Origin of the sequence: Phenylobacterium sp. (assembly GCF_031425575.1) — a bacterium.
Classification (GTDB): domain Bacteria; phylum Pseudomonadota; class Alphaproteobacteria; order Caulobacterales; family Caulobacteraceae; genus Phenylobacterium.
The window spans coordinates 1-14,178 of the sequence record NZ_JANPJP010000061.1; the positions used below are offsets into that span (position 1 = coordinate 1).

General features: G+C 68.5%; 14 protein-coding genes and 1 tRNA gene. 8 read left to right on the forward strand and 7 right to left on the reverse strand.

All coding sequences use genetic code 11. From position 1 onward, the window contains the following. Together RMO97_RS03510 and RMO97_RS03515 are read left to right on the forward strand one after the other, a co-directional pair. Positions 1–1,156 (forward strand): ATP-binding protein (locus tag RMO97_RS03510; protein WP_310539159.1); only part of this gene is annotated, 1,156 nt, incomplete at its 5' end. A gap of 68 nt (positions 1,157–1,224) precedes the next feature. Further along, the gene (locus tag RMO97_RS03515; protein WP_310539160.1) at positions 1,225–2,151 is read left to right on the forward strand and encodes an aldo/keto reductase; all 927 of its coding nucleotides are present in this window, start codon (positions 1,225–1,227) and stop codon (positions 2,149–2,151) included. A gap of 171 nt (positions 2,152–2,322) precedes the next feature. Here RMO97_RS03515 and RMO97_RS03520 read toward each other — a convergent pair whose 3' ends face one another. Beyond that, positions 2,323–2,592, reverse strand: a complete 270-nt coding sequence (locus tag RMO97_RS03520) for a hypothetical protein (RefSeq protein WP_310539161.1) — start codon at positions 2,590–2,592, stop codon at positions 2,323–2,325. Between the two features lie 86 nt (positions 2,593–2,678). Here RMO97_RS03520 and tauD point away from each other — a divergent pair, with 86 nt between their 5' ends. Genes tauD through RMO97_RS03535 form a run of 3 tightly spaced genes read left to right on the forward strand, consistent with a single transcriptional unit; the run spans position 2,679 to position 4,754 of the window. Beyond that, complete coding sequence (gene tauD / locus RMO97_RS03525; RefSeq protein WP_310539162.1) at positions 2,679–3,557, forward strand: taurine dioxygenase; 879 nt, start codon at positions 2,679–2,681, stop codon at positions 3,555–3,557. Continuing rightward, positions 3,554–3,946, forward strand: a complete 393-nt coding sequence (locus RMO97_RS03530; protein ID WP_310539163.1) for a hypothetical protein — start codon at positions 3,554–3,556, stop codon at positions 3,944–3,946. The genes tauD and RMO97_RS03530 overlap by 4 nt, the downstream gene beginning before the upstream one ends. A gap of 55 nt (positions 3,947–4,001) precedes the next feature. After that, positions 4,002–4,754 carry a hypothetical protein gene (locus RMO97_RS03535; RefSeq protein WP_310539164.1) on the forward strand — a complete coding sequence of 251 codons (753 nt, stop codon included), beginning with the start codon at positions 4,002–4,004 and terminating at the stop codon, positions 4,752–4,754. A gap of 6 nt (positions 4,755–4,760) precedes the next feature. On the opposite strand, the gene RMO97_RS03540 is transcribed toward RMO97_RS03535, so the two are convergent. Then, positions 4,761–5,456, reverse strand: a complete 696-nt coding sequence (locus tag RMO97_RS03540; RefSeq protein ID WP_310539165.1) for a hypothetical protein — start codon at positions 5,454–5,456, stop codon at positions 4,761–4,763. Between the two features lie 123 nt (positions 5,457–5,579). On the opposite strand from RMO97_RS03540, the gene RMO97_RS03545 reads away from it, so the two are divergent. Then, entirely contained in the window at positions 5,580–7,949 is a 2,370-nt protein-coding gene (locus RMO97_RS03545) for an ATP-binding protein (RefSeq protein WP_310539166.1), read from the forward strand. 16 nt (positions 7,950–7,965) lie between these two features. On the opposite strand, the gene RMO97_RS03550 is transcribed toward RMO97_RS03545, so the two are convergent. Continuing rightward, on the reverse strand, positions 7,966–8,496 hold the full coding sequence (locus tag RMO97_RS03550; RefSeq protein WP_310539167.1) for a dihydrofolate reductase family protein: 531 nt from the start codon (positions 8,494–8,496) through the stop codon (positions 7,966–7,968). A gap of 99 nt (positions 8,497–8,595) precedes the next feature. Here RMO97_RS03550 and RMO97_RS03555 point away from each other — a divergent pair, with 99 nt between their 5' ends. After that, positions 8,596–9,087, forward strand: coding sequence for a helix-turn-helix domain-containing protein (locus tag RMO97_RS03555; protein ID WP_310539168.1), 492 nt, complete (start codon positions 8,596–8,598; stop codon positions 9,085–9,087). 10 nt (positions 9,088–9,097) lie between these two features. Here RMO97_RS03555 and RMO97_RS03560 read toward each other — a convergent pair. Beyond that, a tRNA-Arg gene (locus RMO97_RS03560) sits at positions 9,098–9,174 on the reverse strand. 180 nt (positions 9,175–9,354) lie between these two features. On the opposite strand from RMO97_RS03560, the gene RMO97_RS03565 reads away from it, so the two are divergent. Beyond that, positions 9,355–10,020 (forward strand): class I SAM-dependent methyltransferase, encoded by a 666-nt coding sequence (locus RMO97_RS03565; protein WP_310539169.1) that lies wholly within the window; start codon positions 9,355–9,357, stop codon positions 10,018–10,020. Positions 10,021–10,048: 28 nt separating this feature from the next. On the opposite strand, the gene RMO97_RS03570 is transcribed toward RMO97_RS03565, so the two are convergent. From RMO97_RS03570 to RMO97_RS03580, 3 genes are all read right to left on the reverse strand, one after another. Further along, entirely contained in the window at positions 10,049–11,710 is a 1,662-nt protein-coding gene (locus tag RMO97_RS03570; RefSeq protein ID WP_310539170.1) for a glycosyltransferase family 4 protein, read from the reverse strand. A 38-nt stretch (positions 11,711–11,748) separates the two neighbouring features. After that, positions 11,749–13,008, reverse strand: a complete 1,260-nt coding sequence (locus RMO97_RS03575) for a hypothetical protein (protein WP_310539171.1) — start codon at positions 13,006–13,008, stop codon at positions 11,749–11,751. Between the two features lie 94 nt (positions 13,009–13,102). Next, positions 13,103–14,128: a P1 family peptidase gene (locus RMO97_RS03580; RefSeq protein ID WP_310539172.1), complete on the reverse strand. Its 1,026-nt coding sequence runs from the start codon at positions 14,126–14,128 to the stop codon at positions 13,103–13,105. Between the last annotated feature and the right edge of the window lie 50 nt (positions 14,129–14,178).

Genomic DNA, 14,178 nt, shown 5'->3' on the forward strand with positions numbered 1-14,178 from the left:
TGAGGCCAAGTCCGCCTTCCTGGCGACCATGAGCCACGAGATCCGCACGCCGCTGAACGGGGTGCTGGGGATGGCCCAGGCCATGGCCCGCGACGACCTTCCGCAGATCCAGCGCGAGCGCCTGACGGTGATCCGCCAGGCCGGCGAGACCCTGCTGGCCCTGCTGAACGACCTGCTGGACCTTTCGCGCATCGAGGCCGGCCGGCTGGAGCTGGAGGACTCCACCGTGGATGTCCAACAGCTGGTGGAAGGCGCACACGCCACCTTCACCACCCTGGCCACCGAGAAGGACGTCAGCTTCGCGGTCTCCGTGGCGCCGGAGGCCCGGGGCGTCTGGGCCGGCGACCCGACCCGGGTGCGCCAGATCGTCTACAACCTGGTCTCCAATGCGGTGAAGTTCACCGACCGGGGCGAGGTAAGGGTGGACGTCTCGGTCGAGGCGCCGCACCTGGTGTTCAAGATCTCCGACACCGGCCCTGGCATCGCCGCTGACCGGCTTGGGGCCCTGTTCCAGAAGTTCGTCCAGGAGGACACCTCCACCACCCGGCGGTTCGGTGGATCGGGCCTTGGCCTGGCCATCTGCCGGGAGCTCGCCACCCTGATGGGCGGAGAGATCGCCGCCGCCAGCGTCGCAGGCCGGGGATCGGTCTTTACTGTGCGCCTGCCGCTGACTCGCATCGGCGACGCCGACGGCCAGGCGGTGCGCGATGACGCCTTCGAGGCGCCGCCTCTGCGCGACGGCTCGGCGCTTCGCATCCTGGCGGCCGAGGACAATCCGATGAACCAGCTGGTGCTGCGCACCCTGCTCGCCCAGGTCGGGGTTGAGGTGACCTGCGTCGACAATGGGGAGCTGGCCGTGGCGGCCGCGGCCACCGGCGACTGGGACGCGATCCTGATGGACGTGCAGATGCCGGTGATGGACGGCCCCACCGCCACCCGCCTGATCCGCGAGTGGGAGCGCAACGAAAACCACCGCCGCACGCCGATCATCGCCCTGACCGCCAACGCCATGGCCCACCATGCGGCCGAGTACGCCGCCGCCGGCATGGACGTCTTGGTGCCCAAGCCCCTGGAGCTGGAGCGCCTGCTGATCGCCATCCAGACCGTGCTGGACGAGGCTGACGCCGAACAACTCGACGTCGTCAGCTGCGCGTGAACTAGCGCCGTCGCGCATTCGCATCCTATGCTCCGCCCATTGAAACCAAAGACATTGGGAGCGGCGACATGGAACAGCGGCGATTGGGAACCAGCGGCCTGAAGGTCAGCGCCATCGGTCTGGGCTGCAATAATTTCGGGATGCGGATCAGCGCCGAGGAGACCCAGACCGTCGTCGACGCGGCGCTGGACAATGGCATCACCTTCTTCGACACAGCTGACGTCTATGGCGGGACGAAGTCCGAGGAATTCCTGGGCGCCGCCCTGAAGGGCAAGCGCGACAAGGCCGTGGTGGCCACCAAGTTCGCCATGGGCGAGAACGCCGGCGGTTCGCGCCGCTATGTGGTCAGCGCCGTCGAGGCCAGCCTCAGGCGCCTGGGCACCGACCGCATCGACCTCTACCAGATGCACCGCCCCGATCCCGACACCCCCATCGACGAGACCCTGCGCGCCCTGGACGACCTGGTCCGCGACGGCAAGGTGCTCTACCTGGGCAATTCCAACTTCTCCGGCTGGCAGATCGCCGACGCACATTGGAGATCGCAAACGAGTGGGCTGGAGAGATTCGTCTCGGCCCAGAACAATTACAGCCTGCTTGAGCGCAACGTGGAGCGCGAGGTGCTGCCGGCCTGCGAGACGTTCGGCCTGGGCTTCCTGCCGTTCTTCCCGCTGGCCTCAGGCCTGCTGTCGGGCAAGTACAGCCGCGGCGAGGCGCCGCCCGAGGGCACCCGCCTGGCGGCCTGGGGGCCCCGCGGCGCCGCGGCCCTGAACGACAAGAACTTCGACCAGATCGAGAAGCTGGACGCCTGGGCCCAGGACAACGGCCACACCCTGCTGGAGCTGGCCTTCGCCTGGATTCTGGGTCACCCGGTGGTGAGCTCGGTGATCGCCGGCGCCACAAAGATCGACCAGATCGTCGCTAACGCCAAGGCCGGCGACTGGAAACTGACGCCCGAACAGGTGGCGGAAGTCACCAAGCTGGTGAGCAAGGACTAGGTCGTATCGACATTCAGGATCCTCAGGGGCTGAGATGTCTGATTCATAGGGCTCCGTTCTTTGGACGGAGCCCTATCGATGTCGGCCAAGCGCTATGAGTTGAGTGAGGGTCAGTGGGAGCCGATCGCGCCGCTGCCGCCATGATCTGGATGCGCTGAATGTCGATACGACCTAGCCATCCAACTTGTCAGGCTTGAGGTTCATCAGCCCCCGCCGCTCCAGCTCGCCCAGCAGCTGATCGACCTGACTGCGCAGCTCCAGCATGCCTTCGGGGCTGAGGATCAGGAAGCCGGACTTCACCACCTCGGTCACGCCGAGAGTGTTGGAGACATTGGCCGCCAGGGCCACCCGGAACACGCCGGACTGGAAGCCCAGGCCCGCCACCTTGTCGGCGAAGATCATCGGCAGGTCGAACTCGGGAAGGCCGGGCGGACTGGACATGGCGGCAAGCTGCCATGATTCCCCCATCGTCACCCTGGCAAGCCGGGCCAAGGCGCGCTTAGATAGGGCCCTCAGGGAGACCAAGCATGGCCAAGTTTGAGGTGACACCGCTCACCCCCACCATCGGCGCCGTCGTCGGGGGGATCGACCTGTCGCAGCGGTTGGATGACGAGCAGCTGACCCAGGTCCGCGCCGCCCTCCTGGCCCACCAGGTGATCTTCTTTGAGGATCAACACATCACGCCCGTTCAACATCGCGACTTCGCAGCGAGATTTGGCGCGCTGCATACCCACCCCCTCTATCCCGGCGTGCCCGAGGCGCCTGAGCTGTTCATCCTGGACAACCACAAGGACAACCCCACCGACAACGACAGCTGGCACACCGACGTCACCTTCATCCAGACCCCACCCATGGCCTCGATCCTCTACGCCAAGCACCTGCCCCCCAGCGGCGGCGACACCATCTGGTCCAACATGAAGGCGGCCTATGAAGCCCTGTCGCCGACCTTCCGCGAGTTCCTGTCGGGCCTCGACGCGGTGCACGACTTCGCCCGCGGCTTCCCGCAGCAGGGGATCGTGGCGGCGGGCGCCGGCGCCGAGAAGCACGCCAAGGCCCTGGCCGAGAACCCGCCTGTCCTGCACCCGGTGGTGCGCACCCACCCGGAGACCGGCGAGGACGGCCTGTTCATCAACTACGGCTTCACCGACCGCATCAAGGGCCTGCGCCGCAAGGAGAGCGACGCCATCCTGAACATGCTGTTCGAGCACATCCAGAAGCCGGAGTTCCTGGTCCGATGGCGCTGGAAGGACAACGCCATCGCCTTCTGGGACAACCGGGTCACTCAGCACTACGCCGTCAACGACTACCTGCCCCACCGCCGGATCATGAACCGCGCCACCGTGCTCGGTGACCGGCCCTATCACCGCTCGCGCCTGCCCGGCGGGGTGAAGGCGGCCGCCGAGTGAGCGAGCCCGCGACCTATCCCGACACCGGTGTGCTGGCTGTGCTGGCGCGGATGGGGTTCAGCCTGACCCTGCTGGCCATCTTCCTGGCCTCGATCGCGCCCGGCTGGCTGACCCCCAAGCTGTTCCAGTCGCACTATCTGGAGCACTTCGCGGCCTTCTATGTCGCGGTCTGCGCCGGTCTCGCGGCCATGCCCCGCATGCCGCTCCGCAGGATCGCCATGGGCTATCTGGCCTTCGCCCTGGTCCTGTCGGTGCTCCATTATGTCCGCGGCGGCGTCCCCGAGGTGTCGATCCGCAACTGGGTCGCCGACGCCGGCGGGGTGATGGCCGCCCTGTCGCCGGTGGTGGTGGAGCGGTTCCGCCGCCTGTTCGCGCCGCGCCCGTCATAGATCGGTCCAAGTCCCGAGGCACGACGCCCCACATCGGGGACCATTTGGAGATCACATGCCGCCCGGTCAGGACGACAACCCGTTCGGTACGCCCCGCGGCGCCTGGGGCCGGCAGCCGCCGACCACCTTTGGCATCAGCACCCCGGTCAAACGCGCGCCCCGGCCGACCAACCAGATCCGCGTCCCGACGCCCTCCCTCGCGCCCCGCAACATCCTGACCGGGGGCCTGGTGTCTCAGCCGCGGCCCGCGGCTGTCGCGCCGCCGCCAGCGCCACCACCCGTGATCGCTCCAGAGCCCAGCCCCGCAACCGCACCAGAGATCGCGGCGGAACCCCACGATCGGCCTCTGGCGACCGGCTCCGTGCTGGCCCGCGCCAGCGCCGCGCCCAAAGCCCGGGCCGGCGGCCTGCCCTTCCCGCCCGTCGCGGGGATCGGACTGGTGATCGCCGCGATCGTGGTGGTCGGCATGCTGCTGTTGGGCCGGGACCCGCCTGCGCCGGAACCGGCCGCCGCCGCGGCGCCGGTGGCCCCGGTCCAGCCCCCACAAGCGGCGGTCGCCGAGCCCGAGGTCGCGCCTTCGCCCGTGGCCACGGCGACGGCCGCGACGTCAGCTCGCGCGGTCAGGCCGTCGACCACGCGACCGACAAGGCGCGTTGCGCCGGAGGCTGAGCCGTCGGCGGCCCCCATCACCCCGCCGCCCCTTGTCGCACCGCCCATCGTCCTGGCGCCCGCGCCGCCGGCCCCCGCCCCGGCGGTCCCGCCGCCGACCGATCCGGAGGTCCCGATGACCACCCGGCTGCCGCAATAGACGCGGTCAGGGCGCGATCACCCGCAGGGTCTCGGGGTCGAAGATCTGAATCTCGCTGCCCACGTCGGCATAGACCACGAGGTCGGGGTGGCCGGGCGCCACCTTGAAGTATCGGTTCCCAGCCGCCGAGACGCCCATGGGCCCACAGGGCGGATCCCCAGGCTCCACCGCCAGGCTGGCCTCCCAGGAGGCCTTGGCCGCGCCGGTGGGCTCCAGCACGAAACGGCCCCTGTCCTTGTCGTCATAGCCCTGGGCCGGAGCAAAGGCGCAGGTCGCCGTGTGGGGGCCGGGGGACGCCGCGCGGATCGCCGGCAGGATCGCCTCCAGGGGCGCGTCAGCAGGCTTGGGGAAGGTGCGCACCACGGCGCGGCGCTCGGGCGGCGGACCGTCGTAGACCAGGCGGAAGCCCGGGAGGCTATCATCGGCCTCAATGTGTTGTCCGCCTTGCTCGGGTCCGCAGGCGAAGGCCTGCATGGCAAGCCGGGCGCCCTTCACCTCCTGCCAGGCGCAGGCCGCGAACTCCGGGGCTGAGCGCAGGGCCGAACCCGCCGCCGTGGGCGGCGCGGCGGGAGGCTTGGCGGAGGGCTGCTGCGGACTGCAGGCGCTGGTGAGGGCGAGGCCCCCGGCGGCGGCCAGTATTGTCCAGTGGATGCGAATGATGTCTCTCCCAGGCTGGCGGCCGCCAGCGGCCGAACGCCACATGCTGCCCCTTCAGGCCGTGGAAGTCGCCGGGCTTTACGGTTCGGCAAGCTCGCTCGCGTGGAGTGGAGGATCGACGTCGCTATCCCAATAGTGCGCGGCGCCCGAAGTGTAGGAACGAGTTGCATGAGTAACCTTCTGAAACGGCAGCCAATGCTGTGGGCGGCCCTGGAGGCGAGCCAGGACTGCGTCAAGCTCGTCGGTCTCGACGGCAGGATCAGCTATGTGAACTCTGGCGGATGCCGGTTGCTGGAACTGGATCGCCCCGAGGACGTCCTTGGCCAGGTGTGGGTCGAGATGTGGCCGGAGTCTTCCCGGGCGCAGGTCAGGGCGGCCGTCGCGAACGGCGCAGCCCAACGTGGCGATCGCTTTTTTGCGTCATGCCCGACCGCTCGAGGTCACCTTAAGCATTGGGACGTGGTCGTCGCCCCGCTGGTCGGCGAGGACGGCGAGATGGAGGCCCTCCTCGTCACGTCGCGAGATGTCTCAGACTTGCAGACCGCGCGGGCCGAAGCCGAGGAGCGGCGCGCCGCCTTGACCAAGACCGCCGCGGCGCTGCGTGCGGTGGGGCGGGTCGCAAAGATCGGCGGGTGGGAGATCTCCCTAGAGAGCCAGCTTGTCGACTGGTCGCAGGAGATCTGGGAGATCCTGGGTGGGACCCCGCGACCCATCCAGCTCGATGAAGCCATGGGCATCTATCCGGAGGCGGAACGGCCGCGCATCCGAGACCTCCTGGCTCACGCCGCCGCCACCGGCGAGCGGATAACCTTCACCAGCGAAGTGACCAAGTTCGATGGGACGAGGGCGCCGATCCGTGTGTTCGGCGAGCCGGTCTTTGAAAATGGCGTGTGCACGGCCATCCGCGGCGCGGCCCAGGACATCACCGAGGCGCACGCGGCGCGACGCGACCTGGCGCGCGCGGAGCGACGCCTGCGGATGGCGGTCGAGATGGCGGAGATCCTGGTTTACGAGGTGGACTTTCACGAGCGCAGCGTCCTTTCGGATGGCCCCGAGGCGACCTTCTTCGAGCGTGGCCTCACCTATGAGCAGATGTGGAGAGACCCGTTCAGCAGCGTTGATCCCCGGGACCGGGAGCTGGCGACCCAGACCTGGGCCGACGCGCAGCGGACAGGCGTCCCTTACCGGACCGAGTACCGCGTCGCCCGCGCGGACGGCAAGGACGTCTGGGCCTTCTCGACCTGCCGCCTGGAACTTGATGAGGCCGGGCGGCCGCTTCGCCTGGTCGGCGCTCTGCAGAACATCACCGAGCGCAAGCTCGCCGAGCAAGAAATGCTGCGCGCCCGGACGCTGGCGGACGCCGCGAACACCGCCAAGAGCGCATTCCTGGCCAATGTCAGCCACGAGATCCGCACGCCGCTGAACGGCATCCTAGGCATGGCCCAGGTCATGGGCCGCGGCGAGCTTTCGGCGGAAAACCGGGCCCATCTGGAAATCATCCGCCGGTCAGGCGAAACCCTGATGGCGACACTCAACGACGTGCTCGATTTCTCGAAGATCGAGGCGGGGAAGATGACCCTTGAGGACGTCGACTTCGACCTCCGGGAGGCCATCGAGGCGGCCTGCAAGCCCTTCGAATTGCTGGCCATGCAGAAGGATCTGGAGTTCAGACTGTTCTTCGATCCGGCCGCGGAGGGGGTGTGGAAGGGCGATGCGCTGCGGCTGCGGCAGGTGATGGGAAACCTGATGTCCAACGCGGTGAAATTCACCCAGCGCGGAGGCGTGGTGGTGCAGGTGGCCAGAGTGGCCGATGGCGTCGCCATCAGCATCACAGACTCGGGCATCGGAATTCCCGCCGAGCGGCAGGCGGAGCTGTTCACCAAGTTCTCGCAGGCCGACGCCTCGGTCACGCGCCGGTTCGGGGGTACGGGCCTTGGCCTGGCGATCAGCCGGGATCTCGTGGGCCTCATGGGCGGCGACCTGTCCCTGGAGAGCGAACCGGGCCGAGGGACCAGTTTCTCGCTCCGGCTGCCGATCGCCATGCTTGGCCCCCCCACCTTCAGCGCATCCGGGTTGGCGGACGAGCCGCAGGAGCTCCAGGCGGCGGTGCGCATCCTGGCGGCCGAGGACAACCCCACCAATCGGTTGGTGCTTCAGGCGCTGCTTGAGCCCCTTGGGGCGGAGTTGATCCAGGTGGCCAGCGGCGAGGAGGCCGTCACGGCCTGGGAGGGCGAGAGCTTCGACGTGGTCCTGATGGATATCCAGATGCCGGGCATTGGCGGCGTGGAGGCGGTGCGCCAGATCCGTCGCCGCGAGCGGGAGACCGGGCGCGGCCGAATCCCGATTGTCGCCCTGACCGCCAATGTCATGATGCACCAGGTCGCCGACTATCGCGCCGCCGGCATGGACGACTACGTCGCCAAGCCGATCAGTTTCGAACGTCTCTACGAGGCCCTCATGGAGGCTCTCGACCCGACGCCCGCCGCGCCTTCGGCCGCAACGTGCGAACCCGCGGAACAGCGGGCGGCGCCGTCATAGCGTCGCAGGGCCAAGCCTAGGCGGGAACATAGGTCAACCGGATCACATCCTCCCCGATCCGATCATGGGTCACCAAACGCAGCGGTGGCCTGGGGCCGGCGAAGTAGGGCGTGCCGCGCCCCAGCACGACGGGGTGCAGATAGATTCGATACTCATCGATGAGGCCAAGTTCGGTCAGGCTGCGCGCCAGTTCAGGACCAGCGACCTCGATCTCCCCCTCGCGCTCGGCCTTCAGTGTCCGGATCGCGCCTCCGAGATCCTCGCCGACCAGGGTGGCGTTGGGACCGACCGACTTCAAGGTTCGCGAGACAACCCACTTCGGCTGGCGGCGCCAGGCCACGGCGAAGGCGCGTCTATCGTCATCCCATTCCGGATGATCGTCGTCCCAGTAGCTCATGATCTCGTAAAGGTGGCGGCCGTACAGGCTGCCCGCCTGCCCCTGCGCCTCCTTAATGAAGTGGCGGAAGAGGGTTGGGCTCGGCCCGAACGCCATGTGGTCCACGTAGCCGTCCAGGGACTGGTTCATTCCGAACACCAGCTTGGCCATCCTGCCTCCTCTTCGCGCTCGCACCGGTCTGATTTCGTTATGCAATCGGTTGCAGGCTAGGTCGACTGATTTTATATTGCAATTGGTTTTGGAGGGCGCATGAACGCCTCACGCTCTGGCTGCCCGATCAATCTGACTCTCGAGACCCTGGGGGATCGCTGGAGCCTGATTGTCATCCGCGACCTGATGTTCGGCGACCGCCGTCACTTCCGCGAGTTGCTGACCCGGTCCGAAGAGGGCATCGCCTCCAACATCCTGGCCAACCGCCTGGCGCGCCTGGAGAAGGCCGGCCTGGTGTCCCGCCGGGACGATCCCAGCCACAGGCAGAAGGTCATCTACAGCCTGACCGAGGCCTCAATCGCCCTGGTGCCCCTGCTGGCCCACATGGGCGGCTGGGGCCTGCGCCATACGCCGGCCTCCAGGGAGCTCTCGGTCCGCGCCCAGATCCTCGAGGACGGAGGTCCCCAGCTATGGTCGGACTTCATGGAGGAACTGCGCCACCTCCACCTGGGGGCGCCGGCGCCCAGGGAGTCGGTCTTCGCCAAGCTGCAGTCGGCCTACGAGGCCGCCGTCGCTGAGTCGCTGACCTAAGAGAAGAAATTGGCGCGCCCGGAACGATTCGAACGTCCGACCCTCAGATTCGTAGTCTGATGCTCTATCCAGCTGAGCTACGGGCGCGCACATCGCCTTTCGGCGAAGGGCGGGTATCTAGCGGTTCGCCGGGCGCGATTCAACCACGATCTCGCACCTTTCGAGCCGGCGTGGTGGCCTTGGCCAACTTGACGCGCCCAGAGCGAGCAAACATACGGGACGGTGAAACAAGAGGTGGGCCCGGAGTCCGCCCAAGAGGCGATCACCATGACCGACACCGCGAACGCCCCGACCATCCCCATCTACGAATTCTCCAGGGACTGGTTCACGGGCAATCTCCCGACTTGGCGGCAGATCGTCGACAAGAACAAGCCGCGCAAGATCCTCGAGATCGGGTCCTTCGAGGGCCGCTCCACGGTCTGGATGGTGGAGTACTGCTCGATCGCGGCCGGCGGCGACATCGAGATCTGGTGCGCCGACACTTGGGGCGGCGGGATCGAGCACCAGAAGGGCGGCCAGATCGAGACCGACATGTCGGACGTGGAGAAGCGCTTCGACCGCAATATCGAGATCGCCCAGGGCACGACACCGCACAAGGTCGAGATCCACAAGCTGAAGACCTTCTCCAACCTGGCCCTGGCCAAGCTGATCGCCGAGGGCAAGACCGAGTATTTCGACCTGGTCTATATCGACGGTTCGCACCAGGCGCCCGACGTGCTGATGGACGCGGTGATGGCGTTCCAGGTGCTGAAGGTCGGCGGCCTGATGATCTTCGACGACTACCTGTGGTCCATGGACAAGCCGGGCTCCCAGGACGTTCTGATGATGCCCAAGCCCGCCATTGACGCCTTCATGAACATCTTCCAGCGCAAGATGAACATCTTCATGGGCGCCCCGATCGGCCAGCTCTACACGCGCAAGATCAACCCCTAGGCCGGGAGGTCCGCTCCGGGCTGACGGCCTACAGCCAGTCCAGCATCCCGAGCTTGCACATCCACATCAGGCCCATCTGAACCAGCCGCCGCCGTTCGACGGGGAAGGCCAGCAGGACATCCCTGACTGAGCGGGTCTCGGTCCCAAGGATCTCCAGGACCTGCGCGCATTCGGGTCCCGTGCAGCGCCAGGAGCTGGCGAAGCGGTCCAGATCCAGCCCCATGGCGCGATCGACGTCCGCCGACGTGACGCCAGACCGGACGTGAAGCAGGGTCTCCAGGCCCTGAACCTGGTTGGGGAAGCCCGCGAAATCGCTGTTCGGGTCGCCCTTAACGGGATTGAATCGGCCCTTTGTGCTGTCAGTGGGCGAGGCCTCGCGGATCGCGGTCAATTCATCGGCCAGGCCTGCGTACTGGCGGGCCACCACCGGCCAGTCGAAGACCTCGCGGACGCGCTTGCGGCCGGCCTCCCCCATGCGGCGGCGCAGGTCGCACGAGGCGATCAGGGCGGCGATGGCCTCGGCGGCGCGGCCCACGTGGACCGCCGTGTGCTGGGCCAAGGCCCCCACATAGAGCTGGTAGGCGTCCAGGCCCAGGATGTGGCGCTCGGCGGCCCCGACGCTGGGCCCGCCCGGCGGTCCGCCCAGGGTCGGGATCAGGAAGCCCTGCTCGCCGTCCTGCACCGTAAAGCGATAGCCGTCCCAGTCGCTGACCACGACGGGCAGGCCCGCGGCCATCGCCTCCACCGGGGTGATGCCGAAGGTTTCCTGGATGTTGTCCACCAGGGAGATGAAGATGTCCGAGGCGGCCCAGAACGACCCCACCCGGCCCTGGTCGTTGCCGTCCAGGAAGTGGACCGCCACCGAGGGGGCGTAGGCGTCGGCGGCGGCCTGATAGCGCACGCGGTCCTGATCGCCGTTGGGGAACCAGCCGACCATGGCGAAGTGGACCTTCACGCCGCTGGCCTGGGCGGCCCCCTCGATGGCGCGGAACATGGGCTGGGGCGCGGCCTTCTCGAAGAAAGACAGCCGGCCGAGCCACAGGACCAGGATGTCGGCCTCGCCGATAGCCAGTTCCTCACGCAGCCGGGCGCGCACCTCAGGCCGGTCGGCCCGGGCCTGGATGGCGGGCTGGTCCACCCCCAGCGGGATCAGAGGCAGGTAGGGCTTGGGGTTCTTGGTCCCGCCGAAGCGCTCGGCCAGGAAGCCCGAGTACTCATCGAACATCCGGTTCAGGGCGTCCTGCACCGAGAGCGAGGTGCAGATCAGCGCGTCCCAGGGCTGGATCGGCGAGGTGACGGCCGTGGCCATGTCGGCGCGCAGGGCCGGCGGCGCCAGGGTGTGGACCAGGCCCATCAGGCTGTAGGCCCGGTCGCCGACCGCGCGCCGCCGCAGCCAGGAGATGTCCGAGAGCGCAGGCGTTCCCCGCAGCAGGGTCCCCGACTGCGCCACAACGCCCTGGGCCAGCAAGCTGCCCGTGGTCAGGGCCGCCCCGCCGGGCGCGTCCCCCAGCAGGCCCTTACGCAGGTCGGCGCCCGAGATATTGGCCTGGCTGAGGAAGCTGACCTGGTCGAAACCGCCGTGGGCTGCGAGCGCCCGGAACAGCTCCAGGTTGGCGACATCCTTGCCGAAGGGGTTGTTGACCAGGTTGAACTGGCCCGACGGATGGTAGATCGCCAGTCGCGACGCCAAAGGTCCGCCCCCACGCTCAGAGGGCCGTTCCCGCCCGGTCAGAAGCGGGGAATACGACCTCCCAGACCGCGCAGCAAGGCGCCGCCGATGGCCTCCGCCGCGGTCGGCTCCTCTTGCTCCTGGCCGCCAGGGACCATGACCGGCCGCTGGCCCTGCTGGCGGGCGCCGGGCATCTCCATCCCCAGCAGGCCGCCGGTCTGGGACTTGTAGCGGACCTTCACAGTCCACTCGATGTTCCAGGCGACCTTGGGGTCCTTCGGCCGCTCGGGATAGGAGAGGTTGGTCTCGTTCCCATAGGCGGCCAGCTGCACCATGGCCTGGGGCGCGGCCTTCACCACCTCCTGAGGCACCGTGCAGGCCGTGGTCTGGGGGCCCATCAGGGCGCGACTCGCCACCAGCCGGCTGATGTCTCCATTGCTGAGATAGTCAGGCAGGGAAAAGGCCGAGGCCTGCACCTCGCTGGAGGTCCACAGCACCATGGTGTCGTCCTGGCCGCCGCCGATGGCCGTCGCCAGATAGGCCTGGGCGCCCGTGACAGCGCCCCAGCCGAGCTGCCCGGCGCCGCTGGCGCTGACGGCGTTGGTGGTGAGGTTCAGCGGCCCCAGGAAATCCTGGGCGCCGTTCAGGCTGAAGGCGATGTCCGGCGAATAGGTCCCGCGGATCCGGTGCTCGCCCACCAGGGAGCCGTTCCCCGGCACGCTGGTGCGGGCCTTTTCGTTGGGCCACTCACCGTAGGTGGCGTTGCGGCTGGGCGACGGCGGCTGCATCGGCGTGACATTGAGGCCCCGGCTCACGGCCTCCATCCCGGCGGGGAGTTTGCCGTCGGCCATCTTGGCGAAGTCGATCACCAGGGGCTGGCCGGGACGGGCGCGCTCGCCACAACCCCAGAAGATCAGCATTCGGCCCTTGGGCTTCTGGAAGTCGCGGGAGAAGGTCGGGGTCTCCTCCGTGCGCTGCACGGGCTGGGCGCGCGGCGTCAGCAGGGGCAGGGTCGGACCTGCCCGCAGGGCCTGGGGCGGCAGATGTTCGGCGGTCGGTTCGCCCGCCGGCTTGCGCGACGAGCCAAGCTGCAGGGTCAGGCTCTTGCTGGCGCCGCCGCCGCTCATGGCGCCCATCATCTGGCTCATGGACGGCATGGCGCCCGGAGCCCCCATGCCGGCGCCGAAGCCGGACTGGGTCTGGGCGCTCATCCAATAGGTGGCGACCGGGCCGGTCACGACCTGCTTCTGCTGCGCGTTGGCCGCGCCGGCGGTGAGAGCGATCACACTGACCGCCGCCGTCGTCCTCATCCAAGCCATTGGGCGTCTCCTCGAAAGGCGGGTCACTTAACGGCTAAGCTTAGCGGATTCACTCGGCAAAAATGAAGACAGGCTCTGCGTTCGTGCAGCCCGCCTACAGGTCTTTCCAGCAGCGTACGTCAGAACCGGGCCAGGGCGTCGCCTCATAGACCGCCCGGGCCACGGCCCGGGCCAGGCAGTCGGCGGCGAGAGCCCCGATGCGGGCGACGGTGAAATCGCCGCCCTCCAGGAGCCTGACACCGGTGGACATCGCGAAGACCACGTCGCCGTCGAAGGGGGCGTGGATGGGGCGGATGGCGCGGGCCAGACCGTCCTGGGCCATGACCGCCACCCGCTTGGCCTGGGCGGGCGTCAGGGCCACGTCGGTGGCGACGCAGGCGATGGTGGTGTTCATGCGGGCCTGGGGATCGGCCTTGGCCAGGTCCCAGATGTCGGGCCGCGCCGAGAGACCCGCCGAGCCCAGGCCGCCGAACTCGCCGTTCAACTCGAAGGGCGCGGCCCAGAAGGTGCGCCCGTCGCCGGACACCACCGAGCCGAAGCTGTTGACGCAGGCCAGGGCGCCCACGGCGATCCCGTCGGCGGCGATGATCGAGGCTGACCCCGTACCGCCCTTCAGGGCGCCGGCCATCGCGCCCGTCCCAGCGCCTGTGGCGCCCAGGGCGAAGTCGAGCCCGGCGCTCTCGACAGCCTCGCGGCCCAGGCGGCGATAGGGCGGATCCTCGCCCCAGGCGCGGTCACCCCCGTTGGCGACGTCGTAGAGAATGGCGCCCGGGACCACTGGCGACTTCGGCACGCCGGGCCGATCGACCAGGCCATAGCCCCGGCCCCGGGCGCCCAGCCAGCTCACCACGCCGTCGGCGGCGGCCAGGCCATAGACCGAGCCGCCGGACAGCACGATGGCGTCGATGGCCTCAACCAGGTTCTCCGGCGCCAGGGCGTCGGTCTCCCGCGTGCCCGGCCCGCCGCCGCGCACGTCGCAGGCCGCCACGGCGCGGTCGTCGGGCAGTATGACGGTGACCCCGGTGCGGGCGGCCACATCCTGCGCCTGGCCGACCGTCAGACCGGGCACATCGGTGATCAGATTGCGCGTTCCAGGAGCGGCTGGGGGCTTTTGGCTCATGAGCGAACGAAGAGCATGGCTTGGCGTTTGTTGTCCACGCGTGCGTCGCT

Bases quoted from the DNA above. Each gene is read 5' to 3' on its own strand.
- RMO97_RS03515 (WP_310539160.1), top strand. From the start codon at position 1,225: ATGGAACAGCGGCGATTGGGAACCAGCGGCCTGAAGGTCAGCGCCATC.
- RMO97_RS03520 (WP_310539161.1), bottom strand. From the start codon at position 2,592: ATGTCCAGTCCGCCCGGCCTTCCCGAGTTCGACCTGCCGATGATCTTC.
- tauD (WP_310539162.1), top strand. From the start codon at position 2,679: ATGGCCAAGTTTGAGGTGACACCGCTCACCCCCACCATCGGCGCCGTC.
- RMO97_RS03535 (WP_310539164.1), top strand. From the start codon at position 4,002: ATGCCGCCCGGTCAGGACGACAACCCGTTCGGTACGCCCCGCGGCGCC.
- RMO97_RS03540 (WP_310539165.1), bottom strand. From the start codon at position 5,456: ATGTGGCGTTCGGCCGCTGGCGGCCGCCAGCCTGGGAGAGACATCATT.
- RMO97_RS03545 (WP_310539166.1), top strand. From the start codon at position 5,580: ATGAGTAACCTTCTGAAACGGCAGCCAATGCTGTGGGCGGCCCTGGAG.
- RMO97_RS03550 (WP_310539167.1), bottom strand. From the start codon at position 8,496: ATGGCCAAGCTGGTGTTCGGAATGAACCAGTCCCTGGACGGCTACGTG.
- RMO97_RS03555 (WP_310539168.1), top strand. From the start codon at position 8,596: ATGAACGCCTCACGCTCTGGCTGCCCGATCAATCTGACTCTCGAGACC.
- RMO97_RS03565 (WP_310539169.1), top strand. From the start codon at position 9,355: ATGACCGACACCGCGAACGCCCCGACCATCCCCATCTACGAATTCTCC.
- RMO97_RS03575 (WP_310539171.1), bottom strand. From the start codon at position 13,008: ATGGCTTGGATGAGGACGACGGCGGCGGTCAGTGTGATCGCTCTCACC.
- RMO97_RS03580 (WP_310539172.1), bottom strand. From the start codon at position 14,128: ATGAGCCAAAAGCCCCCAGCCGCTCCTGGAACGCGCAATCTGATCACC.